The sequence below is a fragment of the Pseudomonas sp. B21-015 genome (assembly GCF_024749285.1).
Taxonomy (GTDB): Bacteria; Pseudomonadota; Gammaproteobacteria; order Pseudomonadales; family Pseudomonadaceae; genus Aquipseudomonas.
Window position 1 is genome coordinate 2,940,176 of the sequence record NZ_CP087196.1, and the last position, 18,453, is coordinate 2,958,628.

The 18,453-nt window shown below is 60.7% G+C and carries 12 protein-coding genes; 8 read left to right on the top strand and 4 right to left on the bottom strand.

Translation table 11 applies throughout. The features are described 5' to 3' along the window. Nucleotides 1-14: 14 nt before the first annotated feature. Nucleotides 15-1,289 carry an ABC transporter substrate-binding protein gene (locus LOY38_RS13000; protein WP_258700359.1) on the bottom strand — a complete coding sequence of 425 codons (1,275 nt, stop codon included), beginning with the start codon at nucleotides 1,287-1,289 and terminating at the stop codon, nucleotides 15-17. 168 nt (nucleotides 1,290-1,457) lie between these two features. Between LOY38_RS13000 and LOY38_RS13005 the strand changes: the two genes are divergently transcribed. Further along, nucleotides 1,458-3,023, top strand: coding sequence for a carbohydrate porin (locus tag LOY38_RS13005; RefSeq protein ID WP_258700360.1), 1,566 nt, complete (start codon nucleotides 1,458-1,460; stop codon nucleotides 3,021-3,023). A 67-nt stretch (nucleotides 3,024-3,090) separates the two neighbouring features. On the opposite strand, the gene bamA is transcribed toward LOY38_RS13005, so the two are convergent. Further along, a complete protein-coding gene (bamA, locus tag LOY38_RS13010; protein ID WP_258700361.1) occupies nucleotides 3,091-5,457 on the bottom strand; it encodes an outer membrane protein assembly factor BamA in 2,367 nt (788 codons plus the stop codon). Nucleotides 5,458-5,682: 225 nt separating this feature from the next. Between bamA and LOY38_RS13015 the strand changes: the two genes are divergently transcribed. The 4 genes from LOY38_RS13015 to LOY38_RS13030 all read left to right on the top strand — a co-directional run bounded on the left by LOY38_RS13015 (nucleotide 5,683) and on the right by LOY38_RS13030 (nucleotide 10,400). Further along, entirely contained in the window at nucleotides 5,683-6,366 is a 684-nt protein-coding gene (locus LOY38_RS13015) for a response regulator transcription factor (RefSeq protein ID WP_258700362.1), read from the top strand. Beyond that, on the top strand, nucleotides 6,363-7,625 hold the full coding sequence (locus tag LOY38_RS13020) for an ATP-binding protein (protein WP_258700363.1): 1,263 nt from the start codon (nucleotides 6,363-6,365) through the stop codon (nucleotides 7,623-7,625). Before LOY38_RS13015 ends, LOY38_RS13020 begins: the two co-directional genes overlap by 4 nt. Before the next feature lie 107 nt (nucleotides 7,626-7,732). Next, a complete protein-coding gene (locus LOY38_RS13025; protein WP_258700364.1) occupies nucleotides 7,733-8,182 on the top strand; it encodes a hypothetical protein in 450 nt (149 codons plus the stop codon). Nucleotides 8,183-8,312: 130 nt separating this feature from the next. After that, nucleotides 8,313-10,400 (top strand): TonB-dependent siderophore receptor, encoded by a 2,088-nt coding sequence (locus LOY38_RS13030; protein ID WP_408980627.1) that lies wholly within the window; start codon nucleotides 8,313-8,315, stop codon nucleotides 10,398-10,400. Between the two features lie 83 nt (nucleotides 10,401-10,483). Here the strand turns inward: LOY38_RS13030 and LOY38_RS13035 are convergent, their stop codons facing one another. Further along, nucleotides 10,484-11,167 carry a response regulator gene (locus LOY38_RS13035; RefSeq protein WP_258700366.1) on the bottom strand — a complete coding sequence of 228 codons (684 nt, stop codon included), beginning with the start codon at nucleotides 11,165-11,167 and terminating at the stop codon, nucleotides 10,484-10,486. A gap of 3 nt (nucleotides 11,168-11,170) precedes the next feature. Further along, nucleotides 11,171-12,589, bottom strand: coding sequence for a sensor histidine kinase efflux regulator BaeS (baeS, locus tag LOY38_RS13040; protein WP_258700367.1), 1,419 nt, complete (start codon nucleotides 12,587-12,589; stop codon nucleotides 11,171-11,173). Nucleotides 12,590-12,702: 113 nt separating this feature from the next. On the opposite strand from baeS, the gene LOY38_RS13045 reads away from it, so the two are divergent. Genes LOY38_RS13045 through LOY38_RS13055 form a run of 3 tightly spaced genes read left to right on the top strand, consistent with a single transcriptional unit; the run spans nucleotide 12,703 to nucleotide 18,442 of the window. Then, on the top strand, nucleotides 12,703-13,899 hold the full coding sequence (locus tag LOY38_RS13045) for an efflux RND transporter periplasmic adaptor subunit (RefSeq protein WP_258700368.1): 1,197 nt from the start codon (nucleotides 12,703-12,705) through the stop codon (nucleotides 13,897-13,899). Between the two features lie 2 nt (nucleotides 13,900-13,901). Then, nucleotides 13,902-17,048, top strand: a complete 3,147-nt coding sequence (locus LOY38_RS13050) for an efflux RND transporter permease subunit (protein WP_258700369.1) — start codon at nucleotides 13,902-13,904, stop codon at nucleotides 17,046-17,048. Further along, nucleotides 17,045-18,442: an efflux transporter outer membrane subunit gene (locus LOY38_RS13055; protein WP_258700370.1), complete on the top strand. Its 1,398-nt coding sequence runs from the start codon at nucleotides 17,045-17,047 to the stop codon at nucleotides 18,440-18,442. Before LOY38_RS13050 ends, LOY38_RS13055 begins: the two co-directional genes overlap by 4 nt. The last annotated feature ends 11 nt before the right edge of the window (nucleotides 18,443-18,453 follow it).

Genomic DNA, 18,453 nt, shown 5'->3' on the forward strand with positions numbered 1-18,453 from the left:
TTCTTCCTTGTGGCTTACCAGTTCCGGCGTTTGATGCGCGTGAGTTCGCTTTCCAGTTCGGCCAGCGCCTGATCGACAGGCAACTCGCCCGCCAGCACGCCATGCACTCGATCGAAGAACGCATTGGAGACCCGTGGATAGCGATCGGCAGTGATTGAGGCGGGGCGCATCACCCCATCGTTGAGAATGCTGTGCAGCTGAGCGTAATAAGGCATTGCCGCGAGCAGTTCAGGATCTTGATACAGCGACTCGATAACCGGGTTATAGGCGCCTATCAGGGCACGCCGTTTTTGCTCTTGGGCAGTGGTCAGGTAACTCACCAGCTCTGCGGCAAGTTTTGGATGGGCGCTGTAACGCGATACCGCCAGGCCCCAGCCACCGAGGGTGGATGCATGGCTGCCGGCCTCGCCGCCGCGGGGCAGGGGAGCGACTCCGACCTTGTCTTTTACAGCGCTGTCCTTGCTTTGTACCAGGGCCCAGACATACGGCCAGTTACGCATGAACAGCGCATTTCCCGACTGGAATACGCCACGGCCTTCTTCCTCGGTGTAATTGAGCACGCCACGCGGGGAGATGTCTCCTACCCAGCTTTTCGCCAGGGTCAGCGCCGTTCGCGAGGCCTGGCTGTTGACCACGATGTCGCCTTGTGGATTGACCAACCCGCCTTGCGGTTGGCTGCTGATCCACTCCAGCGCATTACACGTCAGGCCCTCGTAGGCGCGCCCCTGAAAGATGTAGCCCCAGGCGTTGGGGTTCCCGGCAGCGCGCTCGGCCGTTTGAATATTCCTGGCGGTAGCGGTCATTTCCTCCCATGTCTGGGGAACCTGTTGGTTGTACTTCTCGAGCAAATCCTTGCGGTAATACAGCAGGCCCGAGTCGGTGAACCACGGCATCGTCACCAACCGCCCGTTCACCGTGGCGTTATCCACTTGTGCCTGGAAGTAGCCCTGGGTCGCGTTGGCGGGAAGCACCTCGCGCAGATCCATCAGGTGTTTGGCCAGCATTCCCGGCCACACCATATCGATTTGAATGATGTCGATGTCGCTGGACTGCGCACTGAGGATCTGTTGGTAGAACGACAACCTCTCGGTCGCCGAGTTAGGCGTGGAAACCACCTCAACGTTATTGCCTGTCTGTTTCGACCACGCCTCGACAGCCTCCTTGCAGAGTTGTAATTCCGCACCCACCGCACCGCAGGAGATCGTCAGATCGGCTGCGCTCGAGAGAGATGGAAGCCCGGCACAGAGGGTAAGCAGTGCTGCTGGAAGGAGAGATTTCAGCTGTTTCATAAAGCCCTCTTTATTTTTGTTTTAAGAGAAGTTAACGTTAACATCGTCAAATGTAGCAGCGAAATTGCCATGAGGCATCCCTTTTTTTTGTTGATTTGCACAATTCACAACTCACGGAAAAAAGCTCGCTCGCAGGACAAAACAATAAAAACAAAACAGGAAATCCCCATGCAGAAAGCATCAAGCTGGCTACTCGCAGGTGTACTCGGCACCTCGGCGGTGAACTCTCAGGCCGCGACTCTGGAAGAGCGCATGGCTGCATTTGAAGCCCGTGCCAGTGCCGCGGAAAAGCGTGCGGCCGCCGCCGAACAGCAAACCCAGGCGCTCGCCAGGGAATTGCAGCAGATCAAACTCACCACTCCCGCCTTGCAGCCCGCCGCGTCCACTGCGGCAGCCAATGTGGCGCCCACTTTGGATACCCGGCTGGCAAAACTCGAAGCCCGTCAGCAAAGCATGGAGAAAGAGGGCAGTACAGGACACCTCACCGACGGGTTCAGCTTCAAGGGTTACGCTCGCTCCGGATTGCTGATCAACGATGGGCTGGGTGGTGGGCGTGGCGGCCCTTACACAACCCCGGCCGGTTCAGTCGGTGGCGCCGTCGGGCGACTCGGTAACGAAGACGAGACCTACATGCGCATCGACTTGTCGAAAGAAGCCTATGCGCAGAACGGCACCCATTCCAAATTTACGGTTTCCATCGCCGACGGCGTGGAAAGTTCCAATGACTGGACGGCCGACGAAAGCAATTTGAACGTGCGTCAGGTATTTACCGAACTCGATCATCTGGCCGCTTTCAAGGGCAACTCAGCGTTCGAAAACTCCACCCTGTGGGCAGGCAAGCGATTCGATAGAGATAACTTCGATATCCACTGGCTGGACTCGGACATCGTCTTCCTGGCGGGTACGGGAGGTGGTATCTACGATGTGCAAATGAACAAGAACTGGCGCTCGAACTACTCCCTGATCGGGCGTAACTACGGGGACTTCAGTGAGGGCGGTGTCAATGCCGATGTGGAAAGCTACATCCTGACCTCCAACCAGTTCTTCGATAATGGTCAGTGGCAGTGGATGTTCAATGGCATCGGTTCGAAGAAAAACGACTTTGGCACTCGCACCAATGAAGCGGGCCTGACGCCTGCGGATTCCGGCTTGCACAGCATGCTGGCCAATCACCAGAAAAACTTTTTCGGCAGGGAAGGCTTCTTCAAAACGGCACTGCTCTACGGGCAAGGTCTGGGGGCAGAGGTCAAGAACATCGGCTCGGATGGCGAGCTGATCGACGACGCCCGCGCGCTGCGTCTGGCCCTTTACGGCGAGACGCCCATTGCACCGGGCTGGCGCATCGGCCCAAGCTTGCTGGCCGAACAAAGCAAGGACAGATACGTCAAGGGTGACGATTACCGCTGGATGACCCTGAACGTGCGGTTGGCCAATGAAATCAACAGCAATTTCGAGATGGCCTACGAAATGAGCTGGCAAACCATGAACCTCGACCCAAAAGGCTACCTGCAACGTAATGCGGTCGACGGTAACTTCTGGAAGTTCACCATCGCCCCGACATTCAAACCCGACGTTGGAGACCTGCTCACACGTCCCGAATTGCGAGTGTTCGCGAGCCTCATGAACTGGTCTTCGGACCTGGACCGATACAGCACCTCTGATAACTTCGGCAAGTCGGACTTCAACGCCGGTGGTGTATGGCAGTACGGCATACAGATGGAAACCTGGTTTTGATCTCCGCGTTATCGGCGACAGGCTGCGTGCCGTAACCCAGGCCGCCTGATGGCTGCTCCGCCGAGGCTCAAAAGGTCTGCCCCATGGAGAATTGGAACACTTGGGTGTCGGCGTCTTCGGGCTTTTTGACCGGAAACGCCAGGTTGAAACTCAAGGGCCCCATGGGGCTGTACCACGTGACGCCGACCCCGACGGAACTGGCTAACTGGCCGAGGTCGACACCGTCGCAACCCTGGGTGGTACTCAGGTAGCACTTGTTGGAGTAGACGCTGCCGACATCCCAGAACACCGAGGTGCGCAGGGATTTGTTGTCTTTGATGAAGGGCATCGGGAACAGGTACTCCACCCCGCCGGTGATAAGGATGTTGCCGCCCAATGCATCGGTGTCCCGATCGGAGTAATACGCCTGGCCGGCACTGGCATACGTGCCGGTGGCCGGGGTGTTGCGCGGGCCGAGGGTGCCGCTTTCAAAGCCACGCACCGAACCCTCGCCACCGGCGGTGTAGTTTTCATAGAAGGGCAGGCCATCGGTTGAGCCGTAGCTGTTGCCATAGCCGAGCTTGGTGTGGAAACGCAGCGAAGTGGCGTCGCTGACTGGCAGGAACGTCTGCCCGGTGTAATCGATCTTGTAGAAACTCAGGTCACTGCCAGGCACCGTCACCATCAGGTTGAGGTTCTGCGAATGCCCGCGAGTGGCCAGCACGCCCTTGTTCAGGGTCGATTCCGACCAGCCGAGGTTGGCCTTGAAGTTGTTGAACTCCTTGCCCTCGCGGTCGATGAAATCGTAGATCTCGTCGGCGCTGTAGGTGCCTGGCTCGATGCTGTCATGTTGCACGGTCAGGCCGAAACTCAACCGTGAGGTTTCATTGATCGGGTAGCCGAGTGTGGTGCCGGCGCCATAACTGTTGATGGAATAGTACGAAACCCCGTCATCGTAGTAGTCGCTGTAGTCGGTGGCGTTGTAGAACAGGTTGTAGCCCAGGCTCACCCCGTCCGGCGTGAAGTAGGGGTTGGTAAAACCGAAGTTGTACTTGCTTTGGTATTCCGAGCGGGTCAGGCCCAGGCTGGCGTAGTTGCCGGTGCCCAGAAAGTTGTTCTGAGTGATCGAACCCCCGAGGATCAGGCCGGCGCTCTGGGAGAAACCGACGCTGGCGGTAATCGAACCGGAGGCCTGTTCTTCGACGCTGTAGTTCACGTCAACCTGGTCGTCGACACCCGCCACGGCCGGCGTCTCGACGTTGACTTCCTTGAAGAAACCCAGACGTTCCAGGCGCGTCTTGGATTGATCGATCAGGTAGGTCGACGCCCAGCCGCCTTCCATCTGACGCATTTCACGGCGCAGCACTTTATCGTCGGTCTTGGTGTTGCCACGGAAGTTGATGCGGTTGATGTAGGCACGCTTGCCCGGGTCGACCACGAAGGTGATATCGACCGTGTGGTCGTCATTGTTCGGGGTCGGCACCGCGTTGACATTGGTAAACGTGTAACCCTCGTTACCCAGGCGACGGGTGATCAAGTCCGAACTGGTGGTCATCAGTTTGCGCGAGAACACCTGGCCTTTCTGAACCAGCAGCAGGGATCTGACCTGGTCTTCAGGCACTTTCAGGTCGCCGCCGAGCTTGACGTCACGAACGGTGTACTTTGCGCCTTCGTTGATGTTGACGGTGATGTAGACGTGTTTCTTGTCCGGGGTGATCGACACCTGGGTCGAGGTGATATCCATGTTGATATAGCCGCGATCCAGGTAATAGGAGCGCAGGCGCTCCAGGTCGCCGGAGAGTTTCTCGCGAGCGTACTTGTCATCGTTCTTGAAGAACGACAGCCAGTTGCTGGTCTTGAGGGTGAATTGATCGATGACGTCTTCATCAGGAAAGACAGTATTACCCACCACGTTGATGTGCTGAATCGCCGCGACAGAGCCTTCGTCGATCTTGATTTTCAGGCCCACACGGTTGCGCGGTTGCGGGATTACCTCGGCATCGACCGACGCCGAGTAGCGGCCCTGAGCGACATATTGGCGCAGCAGTTCGTTACGCACCCCTTCGAGGGTGGCGCGCTGGAAGATCTCGCCTTCGGCCAGGCCGGATTGTTTGAGGCCCTTCATCAGGTCTTCGGTGGAGATCGCCTTGTTGCCTTCGATCTCGATACTGGCGACCGACGGACGCTCGACCACCGTGATAATCAGGACATCACCGTCGTGCCCCAGTTGGATATCCTGAAAGAAACCGGTCTTGAACAATGCACGGGTGGATTCCACCAAGCGGCGATCATCCGCTTCATCGCCGACGTTCAACGGCAAGGCACCGAACACGCTGCCGGCGGAAACCCGCTGCAGGCCGTTAATGCGAATATCGGAAATTTTGAAGCCTTGGGCGTGCGCAAGAGTGGCATTGAGCAGCAGTGCAGCCGAGCAGAGCAGGCGCGAAAAATTCATCAAGATCTTATCCAGAACACATCGACAAGCAGCGTAGGCGGGCGCGGATATCTCACAGCAAGACGAGTTACCGCGAAGCGAGCAGGCTGGTGGAGGTGAAGCATAAAAGCTCGGTGCGTTTGGTGCGGTTAACCAAGTGTCAAGTTAGGTAAAGGTTGACCGGGGGCGATGACGCTGTGCGGTGCAAGGGCGATAATGCGCGGGCCCCCACTCAAGAGCCCGCCAATGATCTGCGTATTGCTAGTCGACGATGACCAGGAACTGACTGGAATGCTCAGCCAATACCTGGAGCGTGAAGGCTTCGAGGCGACGGCCGTGCACACGGGCGAGGAGGGCGAGATTCAAGCGCTGTCCGGGCGCTACAGCATTGTGGTGCTCGACGTGATGCTGCCGCGGCTGTCGGGTATCGAAGTGCTCAGGCGCATTCGTGCCGTCAGCCAGGTACCGGTGGTGTTGCTCACGGCCCGTGGCGACAACATCGACAGGATCACCGGCCTGGAACTGGGCGCCGATGACTATGTGCCCAAGCCCAGCTCGCCAGGGGAACTGGTAGCGCGTTTGCGGGCAATCATGCGCCGGGTGCAGCCGGCGGATCAGCCCACCACCGAAGTGATCAGGACCGGCCCGCTGGTCTTGTGGCCCGGCAAGCGCCAGGCCCTGTGGCAGGGGCGCGAGCTGGGGGTGACCAGTACCGAGTTCAGCTTGCTTGAAGAACTGGCCCGCTGTGCCGGGCAGGTGGTGAGCAAGCAGGATCTGTCGCTCAATGCCTTGGGCTGTCCCTTGACCCGCTACGACCGGCGCATCGACGTGCACATCAGCAGCATTCGCCAGAAGCTGGGCCCACGCCCCGACGCCAAGGCCTGGATTCAGAGCGTGCGTGGCCTCGGTTACCTGTTGATCGCCGAATGATGAAACCCAGCCGGTTGTTCTGGAAACTGTTCCTGGCGTTTTGGCTCGCCACCAGCCTGACGTTTCTGGTCGGGTTGGGCATTCTGGTGCTGGGCAATCACGGGCCTGGCGATCCTCACCTGGAGGCCATCCTGACCAGCGAGGAACAGTTGCTGCGACAGTTTGGCGTCGAGTCGGGAAGGCAATTTCTGGCAGTGTGGCGGCACCCCGGTGACGAAACCATTGGTGTTTATGACAGTGCCGGTCAACGGGTGGCTGGGTCGCCGGTTCCGCAGCCGGCCTTTGAACGATCGGTCATCAGCAAGGACGGTCTGACCCTGTCGCTCAGATCCTCACAGTCCCTTGGCAAAGAAGGTGACCGAGGGCCGGGGCGTTCGATTCCGCTGATCATTGGCACGGTGATGAGTGCGCTGTTCAGCGGGTATATGGCGTATTACCTGGCGTGGCCGTTGGCCTATCTCAGGCGGGCGATGAGTGACGTGGCCCAAGGGCGCTTCGAAACCCGGGTCAAGCCGATGATGGGCGGGCGCCGCGATGAAATCGTCGATCTGGCCGAGGACTGCGACCGGATGGCCAACCAGTTGAAACTGTTGGTGGAGGCCCAGCAAGACTTGTTGCACGACATCTCTCACGAACTGCGCTCACCGCTGACGCGCATGCAAGCGGCCATCGGGCTGTTGCAGCAGGATCCGGCCCGACAGGAAATGGTCGAGCGCATCCAGCGCGAATCGGTGCGCATGGATACGCTGATCGAGGCGTTATTGACCCTGGCACGCATGCAGGGCCGGCCCGAGAGTATCGAGCGCGAGCCACTTGATATCATCGAGTGGCTGGCGATGATCGTCGAGGACGCTCAGTTCGAGGCGGGAATGAAAGGTTGCCGGGTCAGTCTGCAGGCGTGCCCGGCCTTTGTCAGCCGGGTCAGCGGCGAGTTGCTGTATCGGTGTTTCGAAAACGTCATTCGCAACGCGGTACGCCATACCAGGCCGATGACAGCGGTTGTTGTGTCGGCTGAGGTCAATCTCGAAGCAGACTGCCTGACAGTACGGATCACCGATCAGGGGCCGGGTGTTGAAAACGAGCGGCTGCAGAGCATCTTCCACCCCTTCGAGCGCGGCCTGAACGAGGCCAGTGCCGGTTTCGGCCTGGGCCTGGCGATTGCCTCAAGGGCCGTGGAAATGCACGGCGGCACGATCGTGGCGCGCAACGAGCCGTCCGCTGGGCTGACCGTGGAAATCAGCTTGCCCCGTCAGGCGTGATCTTTACACGATATTACATTGGCTTGACGGCTCTGTACGCCTCGCCTCAGTAGACTTCCCGCTCAAACTTACTCAGCGTTTGCTGATGTTTTAGCGTGGAGGTGGTCATGTTTCTGGTTCATAAAAAGGGCTTCGTTTCCGGCAAGAAAATGGTCGACGGGCTGGTGCCCTACGACTTCTTTTGCGAAGACAATCCGGCCATCAACCTGTTTGTGTTTACGGGCTCCACCGCGAAAGGCAAAACGGTCGAGGAACAGACACTCTGGGGCTTTACCCGTCTGGAGCGTTTTGAGGCGCTGACGGGCACCCTTGTGTCGAACAAAAAGAATGAAGGCTGGTTTCAAACGGTCAATGTGCTCACCGGGCCTGCCCAGAACGGCACCCTGAGCGTGAAGTTTCAGCGGGTGCTGAAAATCATCAAGCATGCCGATGTATCGGGCCGTGTCGCCAGCAAGGCGCAGTACGAGATCCACACGGATGAAGGCGACACCTACTTCACCCGCCAGCCGGCAGCGGCAGACAGCGCGCAAACCGTCATCTATGCGGCGGATCAATAACCCGTTAGCTAATAGTTGGGAGGGTATTTACTGGAAATACGTCGCATCATACAATGAGAATCATTACTACTAACTCATCGAGTGCGACGTCTTGAGCCAACCCCACCCCTTTGCCCGCCGCAAAGTCTTCATGAAACACGCGTTGCCAACACTCTCCTGCGTCATGTTTGTCAGTCCTTTGTGGGCACAGGAAGCCATTGAACTGCCGAGCACTGATATTCAGGCAAGCCGCGTCAGCCAAGACACGAGCTACACCACCTCCCAAGCCAGCACGGCGAGCAAAAGCAATGTGCCGATCAAGGAAGAGGCGCAATCGATCAATGTGGTCACTCAACAGACCCTGGCCGACTATCAGGTGCGCTCGCTGGGCGACGCCATGAAGTTCGTCAGCGGCGTCAGCCAGGGCAATACCCTGGGCAATTCTCGGGACTCGCTGGTCAAGCGCGGTTTCGGCACCAACGATGACGGCTCGATCCTGCGCGATGGCGTGCGTTCCAATATGGGGCACAACTTCAGTGCTACCACGGATCGTATCGAAGTGCTCAAAGGGCCTGCTTCGATGCTGTACGGCGCGCTGGAGCCCGGCGGATTGATCAACGTGATCAGCAAGAAGCGTGAATACACCCAGAGCACAACCCTGAGCGGCTCGGCCTATAGCGAAGGCGGCGGCACCCTGGCGGTGGACACCACCGGGCCGCTGGGGGATACGGGCCTGGCCTATCGCCTGATTGCCGAACGCGGCCATGAAGATTACTGGCGCAACTACGGTGTGAATGAGAGCACCTTGGTCGCGCCATCGCTGACCTGGACGGGCGAGCGCGCCAGCCTGACCCTTAGCTACGAATACAACGATTATTCCAGCCCCTTCGACCGCGGCACCGTGTTCACCAACGGTCATCCGGCGGACATCGACTACGACAAGCGCCTCGACGAAAAATGGGCGAAAAGCGTCGGTATCCGTGAAGTGGCCACCGCGCGTTTCGAGTATCAGCTGAGTGACGACTGGAAAACCCGCGTCACCTACGGCTGGAACAACGACCGCTACAGCCTCTCGATTGCCCAGCCGAGCTCGTTGACCGGCAACAATCTGCGACGCGCTGCCAACGGCGCTCACTACGACGATGAAACCCGCTACGCCAGCTGGGATTTCATCGGCCAGCAGGAACTGTTCGGCCAGCGCCATGACCTGCTGGTCGGCGCGGACACCGAAGCGTCCGACCAATTCCGCGGCAAAACCTACCGCAATACCGCGCAATCGGGCTTCAACATCACGTCGCCGGTTTATGGTCGTCTGGCCGAGCCGAGCCTCGTCAGTGCCACCCAGAGCGACTTGAGCAACCAGCTGACTTCCAGCTCCGTGTACTTCAAGGATAACTGGCACCTCGATGACCGTTGGATCCTGGTCCTCGGTGGTCGCCAGCAGCATTACGATCAGTACAGCGATCAGGGCCGCGGCCGCAGCTACACCGTCAACCGCGACGATAACGGCGACGCCTTCGTGCCGTTTATGGGCCTGGTCTACAAAGCCACCGATACCTTGTCGCTGTACGGCAACTACAGCCGTTCGTTCAAGCCCAATACCCAAGTCGACGATGCTGGCAACACCTTTGATCCGGAGGAGGGCCGCAGCTACGAGGTCGGCGCGAAATACGACCCGCTGCCGGGGCTGAACATCAACCTTGCGCTGTTCGACATCGAAAAGAAAAACGTCGTGACCACTCAGACGGTCAGCGGCGTCAGCCTCTCGGAAGCCGCAGGCAAGGTCGGTTCACAGGGCCTGGAACTGGACATCACCGGGCGTGTGGCCGAGCGCTGGGACCTGATCGGCACCTACGCTTACACCCACACGGAAATCCTCGACGATCCGGATGACGAAGGTCACCGCCTCGCCGATGCGCCGAAGCACACCGCAAGCCTGTACCTCACGCATCACCTGAACGTCCCTACAGAGTTCGGAGCCTGGCATACCGGCGCCGGTGCGCGCTACGTCGGCGAGCGGGCCGCGAACAACGCCAACGATTTCTGGCTAAGCAGCTACACCGTGGCCGATGCGTTCGTGCGTTGGGAGTCGCCGATGTTCGGGTACAAGACCTCGCTGCAGTTCAACGTCGACAACCTGTTCGACAAACAGTACTACCCGTCCTCCACCGGCAGCCAACTGGCGGTCAATGTCGGCGAGCCGCGCACGGCACGCCTCAGCGCCAGTGTGACATTCTGATCGCACTGCCTTGACGTGCTGTCCCGTTCTGCCGGTGTAGCTGGTGGAACGGGGCGGTGGTCCTTCTCAATTTCGACGACGTTTCAGGTGTCGGCGAGCTGAAACCGATAACCCACCCCATACAACGATTCGATCGGATGCTCCCCCGGGCAGGCCTGTTCGAGCTTGCGCCGCAGATTACGGATGTGGCTGTCGACCGTGCGATCGGTGACCACCCGGTGATCGGAGTAGATCCGGTCGAGCAACTGATCCCTGGAAAACACCCGTCCCGGAGAGCGGGCGAGGGTGTTGAGCAGGCGCAGTTCCAGCGGTGTCAGGTCCAGCGCGATGCCGTCGAGGGAAGCCAGGTATTGCTCTTCGTCAATCTGTAGACGCGGTGGTGCAGTCGTTAAAAGCTGCGGGCTGCGCCGCAGGATGGCTTTGACCCGGGCCACCACTTCGCGGGGGCTGAAGGGTTTGCAGATGTAGTCGTCGGCGCCCAGGTCCAGCCCGAGCAGGCGGTCCACTTCCTCGACGCGGGCGGTGATCATAATGATCGGCACGGCACTGAAGCTGCGCAGTTCCTTGCACACTTGCAGACCATCGCGGCCAGGCAGCATCAGATCGAGCAGGATCAGTCGCGGCTCGCGGGCACGTACCGTCGGCACCACCTCCAGCCCGTTGTCCAGGCACTGGGTCGTATAGCCGGCGGCGATCAAATAGTCGCGCATCAACGCGGCCAGTTTGGGTTCGTCTTCGACGATCAGGATCGGGCTGTCGTTGGCCATGGTTCAGGCGTTCCGTGGCAGGCGCAGGGTCAGCCAAAGGCCACCCAAAGGCGAGTGATCGGCACTGAGGCTGCCGCCGTGGGCCAGGGCGATGCTGTGACAGATGGCCAGCCCCAGACCGGCGCCACCACTGGCGCGGTTGCGTGAGGTTTCACCGCGGTAGAAACGCTCGAACAGCCGTGGCAACTGATCTGCTTCCACCCCGGGGCCGGAATCAAGGAAATCGATGCGTACGACGTCGCCATCGCTGGCCGCGCGAATGCGCAGCACACCGCCCTCATCGGTATAACGCACGGCGTTTTCCAGCAAATTGCCGAACAGTTGTTGCAAGCGCTTGGGGTCGGCCTCCAGCCTTGGCGGTGGTGTCGGCAGCTCTAGCTCCAGTCGCAGATGCCGGGCATTGCAGCGTTCCTGGAACATTGCCACGCAACTGCCCAGCAGCTCGTTGAGATCGCATTCGCTCTTGCGGTAGGTCAGCGCGCCCACATCGGCCAGGGACAGTTCATACAGGTCATCCACCAGTTTGCTGAGCATGCCGACTTCGCCTTGCAGCGATTTCATCGAGGATTGATCGAGGGTGCGCACACCGTCTTCGATGGCCTCCAGCTCACCGCGCAATACCGACAGCGGGGTGCGCAATTCGTGGGAAACATCGGCCATGAACTCCCGGCGCATTTTTTCGTTGCGCTCCAGCGTATACGCCAGCTGATTGAAGTCACGGGCCAGCTGACCGACCTCGTCATTGGAGGACACTGCCACCCGGTTGCTGTATTCGCCTGCGGCCAGTCGGTGCGTGGCCGCGGCCACTCGCTTGACCGGGTCAAGCAAGGTGCGGGCGATCCACCAGGCGATCAGCATCGCCAGAAGCAACGAGAACACGCCCACGGCCAGACTGGTGCGCAACAGGTACAGGCGAAAGCGTTCGCCGCCCGCTTCGGTCACGTTCTGGAACGGCGTCACCGCCAGCCAGCCGACGGTTTTGCCGGCGACCTCGATCGGGCGCATCAGGGCGTCGTCGGCAATCGCCGCGTAGCCTATGACGAGTTGCTTTTGCGGGTCCAGCAGGGCGATGCGAAATACCGCGCCGGTCAGGTCGGACGTGGGCAGGTTCGGCCGCTGCGGGTCGGTGAAATCTACGCCTGGCTCCGGACGCATGAGCTCGAACCAGCGATCCGGCTGGTTGCGCAGGAATTCCCAGCTGCCTTCGCGCTCGTAGGCGTTGGCAAGGCGCGGCAGCACCGGCGTCATGCGCACCAGGGCCTGTTCGTTGAGGTAGTCGAGAAAACCTTTGCCAAAGCTCCAGCCGTTGGCCACCCCCATGCTCAAAATGACAAACAGCACGCTGGCCAGTACGGCAATAAACAGCTTGGTGGAAATGCTCAGTTTCATGGGCTCGGGCAGGTCGGTGAATGGCCCGCCCATTTAGGCCCTGACGCGACGAAGATTCAAGCTCGCGGGGCAATCTTCAATTTTCCTGCACATTTGCCTCGCAGTATGGCGCCTGACTTGCTCCATCCCGTCTTGCAGAGGCATTTATGTCGACCAAAATATTCGCCAAATCCCTGGTGACCGCCGCGGTTCTTTTTTCGTTGATCGTGCTGCTCGTGTTGAGCGGTTGCTCCCCGGGTCAATCCGCGCCAGTGATCGAACCGCCCAAAGTGTCAGTGATCACGGTGCAGCCCAAAAGCCAGGCGCTGACCACGGAGCTGGCCGGGCGCACGCAGGCGTTCATGGTCGCCGAGATTCGCCCGCAGGTCGGCGGTATCGTCCAGCAGCGGCTGTTTGTCGAAGGTGCCGAGGTCAAGGCCGGGCAGGCGCTCTATCAGCTGGACGCGTCCTCTTACAAGGCCGCGTTGGCTGAAGCGCAGGCGACTCTGGCCAAGGCTCGCGCCACGTTGAAGTCGGCTCAGGCCACCGCCAAACGCGATGCACAGTTGGCGAAGATCGATGCCATCAGCCAGCAGGACAACGAGGATGCCCAGGCCAGTCTGCTGACCGCCGAGGCTGAGCTGCAAGTGGCCCAGGCCGGCGTGGATACCGCGCGCATCAATCTGGCCTATACCCGCATCAGCTCGCCGGTCAGCGGACGCATCGAAACCTCGACGGTCACCCCCGGTGCGCTGGTGGTGGCCAATCAGGACAGCGCACTGACCACGGTGCAGCAGTTGGACCCGATCTACGTTGACGTCACGCAATCGACCACCGAATTGCTGCGCCTCAAGCGCGACCTGGCCAGCGGCGTGCTGCAAAGCAACGGCGAGGGCGAAGCGCGGATCAGTCTCAAGCTCGACGACGGCAGCACCTACGCCCATGAAGGTCGCTTGAAATTCAGCGGGGTCAGCGTCAATGAGGGCACCGGCACCGTGACCCTGCGGGCGGAAATCGCCAACCCGGACCGGCTGTTGCTGCCGGGCATGTATGTGCGGGCGGTGCTGGAACAGGCGCGGGACGATCAGGCCATCCTGATTCCGCAGCAGGCAGTGACTCGCAGCGCCAGTGGCGTGACGTCGGTGTTGCTGGTGGTCAACGGCAAGGTCGAGCAACGCGTGCTGACCATCGACCGCGCCGTGGGCAACCAGTGGTGGGTCACCTCCGGCCTGACGGCGGGTGATCAGGTGATTGTCGAGGGCGGGCAGAAAGTCCGGGTCGGTGCCCCGGTGCTGGCGCAGAACCCCGGCACTCGCAGCCGCACGCTGCACTCGGCGCCTACCGCCATTGCGCAGGAGGGTTGAGCATGGCGCGGTTCTTTATCGATCGACCGATTTTTGCCTGGGTCATCGCCATCGTCATCATGCTTGCCGGGGCCTTGTCGATCAGCCAGTTGCCGCTGGAGCAGTACCCGGACATCGCGCCGCCGACGGTGCGGATCTCCGCCACCTACACCGGCGCCTCGGCCAAGACCGTGGAAGACTCGGTGACCCAGGTCATCGAACAGCAGATGAAAGGGCTGGATAACCTGACCTACATGTCGGCCTCCAGCAGTTCGGCGGGCAGCGCCAGCATCAGCCTGACCTTTGCCGCCGGCACTGACCCGGATGTGGCGCAGATGCAGGTGCAGAACAAGCTGCAACAGGCCGAGTCGCGACTGCCGCAATCGGTGCAGAGCGAAGGGCTGACCGTGACCAAGGGCGGTTCGGACTTCCTGATGATCGCCGCCCTGGCCTCCGACAACGAGAGCGTCACCGGTACCCAGATCGGCGACTACATTTCCAGCACCTTGCTGGACCAGATCAGTCGCATCGATGGCGTCGGCGACGTGCAAACCCTCGGTTCGGGATATGCCATGCGCATCTGGCTGGACCCGGCCCTGTTGGAAAAGTACGCGCTGATGCCGTCTGATATCAGTAGCGCCCTGGAAGCACAGAACACCGAAGTGTCCGCCGGCCAGCTCGGTGCCTTGCCAGCGGTGGCCGGGCAGCAACTGAACGCCACTATCAGTGCCCGCAGCAAGCTGCAAACCGCCGAAGAATTTCGCAACGTCGTGGTCAAGTCCACCAGCAAGGGTGCCGTGGTGCTGCTGGGGGATGTCGCGCGGGTCGAACTGGGCAGTGAAAGCTACGACGTGAGTTCTGCCCTCAACGGCAAACCCGCCGCCGCCATGGGCGTGCAGCTCGCCGCCGGGGCCAATGCCCTGAGCGTGGGTGAAGCCGTGAAGGCCAAGCTCAAGGAGCTGGAGCCTTTCTACCCAACGGAAATGCAGCTCAAGAACGTGATCGCTTACGACACCACACCCTTTGTCAGCCTGTCCATCGAAGAAGTGGTCAAGTCCCTGGGGGAGGCCATCGTGCTGGTGGTGCTGATCATGTTCCTGTTCCTGCAGAATCTGCGGGCCACGCTGATCCCGGCGATCACCGTGCCGGTGGTGCTGTTGGGCACCTTCGGCGTGCTGGCGCTGTTCGGCTATTCGATCAATACCCTGACCATGTTCGCCATGGTGCTGGCCATCGGCCTGTTGGTGGACGATGCCATTGTGGTGGTGGAAAACGTCGAGCGGGTGATGGGCGAGCAGGGGCTGTCGGCCCTGGCGGCGACGCGTCAGTCCATGGCGGAAATCACTAGCGCGCTGATTGGCATCGCGCTGGTCCTCAGCGCCGTGTTTATTCCCATGGCGTTTTTCGGCGGTTCCACCGGGATTATCTATCGGCAGTTTTCGGTGACCATTGTGTCGGCGATGTTGCTGTCGGTGCTGGTGGCGATGACGCTGACGCCAGCCTTGTGTGCAACCTTGCTCAAGCCGTCCGATGCCCTGGGCCATGGCGCGCAAAACGGCTTCTTCGGCTGGTTCAATCGCAGTTTCGAACGCAGCGCCAAGCGCTATCAACAATGGGTGGGCGGCATTCTTCAGCGCGGGCGTCGGAGCCTGCTGGTGTACGGGGTGATTCTGCTGGCAATGGGCGCAGGTTATGCCAGCCTGCCCACCTCGTTCTTGCCGGATGAAGACCAAGGCATCCTCATGGCGCAGATCCAGTTGCCGGTGGGCGCCACCGATAGCCGCACTCAGGCGGTGATGAAGCAGTTCGAGGGCTACATGCTTGAACAGCCGGAAGTCGAGGCGCTGATCAGCATCAGTGGCCTGGGCATGGGCGGCAACAGCCAGAACACCGGCCGGGCTTTCATCAAGCTCAAGGACTGGAGCGAGCGATCGGGGAAAGGCCAGGATGCGGCCTCGATAGCCCAGCGGGCGACCCAGGCGCTGGCGAGCATTGGCGATGCCAACGTGTTTGTCATGCAGCCGCCGGCCGTGCGCGGCCTGGGGCAAAGTTCGGGTTTTGATCTGCAACTCAAAGACCTCGGTGGTCTGGGGCATGACGCCCTGGTCGCCGCGCGGGAGCAGTTTATCGAGTTGGCGAAAGAAGACCCGCGACTGCTGGGGGTACGCAGTATTGGTCTGGACGATACACCGCAGCTCAAAGTCAGCATCGATGATCGCAAGGCCGGCGCCTTGAGCCTGAGCACCAGCGACATCAACGCCACCTTGTCCACGGCGTTGGGCGGCACTTACGTCAATGACTTCCTCAATCAGGGCCGGGTGAAGAAGGTCTACGTGCAGGGCGAGGCCTCGGCGCGCATGCAGGCGGCCGACCTGGAGCATTGGTTCGTGCGCAACAGCAACGATGAGATGGTGCCGTTTTCCTCGTTCGCCAGCAGTTCGTGGAGCTATGGCTCGCCGTTGCTGGAACGTTACAACGGCAACGCCTCGCTGGAGGTGGTTGGCGATCCGGCGCCGGGGGTGAGTTCCGGGGTCGCCATGGACGCGGTGGAAGCGATCATCAAGCAACTGCCCGAAGGCATCGGCTACGAGTGGACCGGGCAGTCTTATCAACTGCGCCTGTCCGGCTCCCAGGCACCGCTGCTGTACGGGATATCGGTGCTGTTTGTGTTCCTCTGCCTGGCGGCGTTGTACGAGAGCTGGTCGGTGCCGTTCTCGGTGATGCTGGTGGTGCCGCTGGGGGTGGTCGGCGCGGTGCTCGCGACCCGTTTCAGTGGTTTGAGCAATGACGTGTACTTCCAGGTCGGCCTGTTGACCACCGTGGGCCTGGCGGCGAAGAACGCGATTCTGATCGTCGAGTTCGCCAAGCACCTGCAAGAGCAGGGCAACAGCCTGCGGGACGCGACCCTGACCGCCGTGCGCCAACGCCTGCGACCGATTCTGATGACGTCTTTAGCCTTCATGTTCGGCGTGTTGCCACTGGCGTTGAGTTCCGGCGCCGGTTCCGCCGGGCGCCAGGCCATCGGCACCGGTGTGCTGGGGGGCATGTTCAGCGCCACGGTGCTGGGGATCTTCTTTGTGCCGTTGTTCTTCGTGCAGATCCGTCGCCGTTTCGGTCGCGTATCCACCGCATCGACCGCCCACCCAACCGTCCAGAAAGGTGATGCATGATCAAGTTTCATTGGCCATTGTTGGCCGCTCTGGCGTTGCTCAGCGGCTGTATCAACCTGGCGCCGCAGTATCAGCGCCCCGAGGCGCCGGTTTCCGGGCAATGGATGCCGGCGACCCGTATGCCTACAGGCGATGCGGCGGCGGATATCCACTGGCAGCAGTTCTTTACCGACAGTCGCCTGGCGCGCTTGCAGACCCTGGCCCTGACCAACAACCGTGACTTGCGTCTGGCCAGCCTGAACATCGAAAAGGCCCAGGCTCAATACCGCATTCAGCGGGCGGCGGCGTTTCCCGCCATCGATGCCGGCGTCAGTGGCACACACAGTCGCACACCAGGCTCGGTGTCCAGCAGCGGCGCGGCGAGTACCAGTCATGAGTACAGTGCGCAACTGGGTTTGAGCAGCTACGAGCTGGATGTGTTCGGGCGGGTGCAGAACCTTCAGGACGAAGCGCTGGAAGACTACCTGGCGCTGACCGAAACCCGGCGCAGCACCCAGATCAGTCTGGTGGCGGAAGTGGCCACGGCCTGGCTGACCCTGGCGGCGGACAACGAGCGCCTGCAACTGGCCGAAGAAACCCTGCGCAGTCAGCAGGCAACCTACGAACTGACTCAGCGCAGTCACGCCTTGGGTGGTTCTTCCGGTCTGGCCCTGGCCCAGGCGCAAACCACCGTGGAATCGGCCCGGGGCGATGCGGCGGTCTACGCCAGTCAGATTCTCCAGGACCGCAATGCCTTGCGCTTGCTGGTCGGCAGCGATATACCCGATGAGCTGCTGCCCGGCGCCAGTCTGCAATCGGCCGCGCTGCTGGTTCAGGTGCCGGATGAGTTACCGTCCAGTCAGTTGCAACGGCGCCCGGATGTCCTGGCCGCCGAACACACGCTGAAGTCGGCCAACATCGATATCGGTACGGCCCGTGCGGCGTTCTTTCCGAGCATCAGCCTGACCGCCAATGCCGGTTCCGCGAGTTCGGCCTTGTCCGGTCTGTTCAAGGCCGGCAGCGGCGCCTGGACCTTTGCCCCGAGCGTCAGCCTGCCGATCTTCGATGCCGGCAGCAATCGTGCAACGCTGGATGCGGCCAGGGTCGAGCGTGAAATCCAGGTGCAGACCTACCAGCAAACCCTGCAGACAGCCTTCAAGGAAGTGGCCGACGCCTTGGCGGTACGCAGCACCCTGGACCAACGTCTTGAAGCTCAGCAAGCCTTGACCGACGCCAGCCGTAAAAGCTTTGAACTGGCCGACGCGCTCTATCGCGGCGGCTCGCAAAGTTACCTCGAAGCCCTGGACGCCCAGCGTTCGTTGTACAGCGCGCAACAGGACTTGATCACCCTGCGACTGGCCGAGCAGAGCAACCGGGTAAGTTTGTACAAGGTGTTGGGGGGTGGCTGGAATTAAAGGTTGATGCC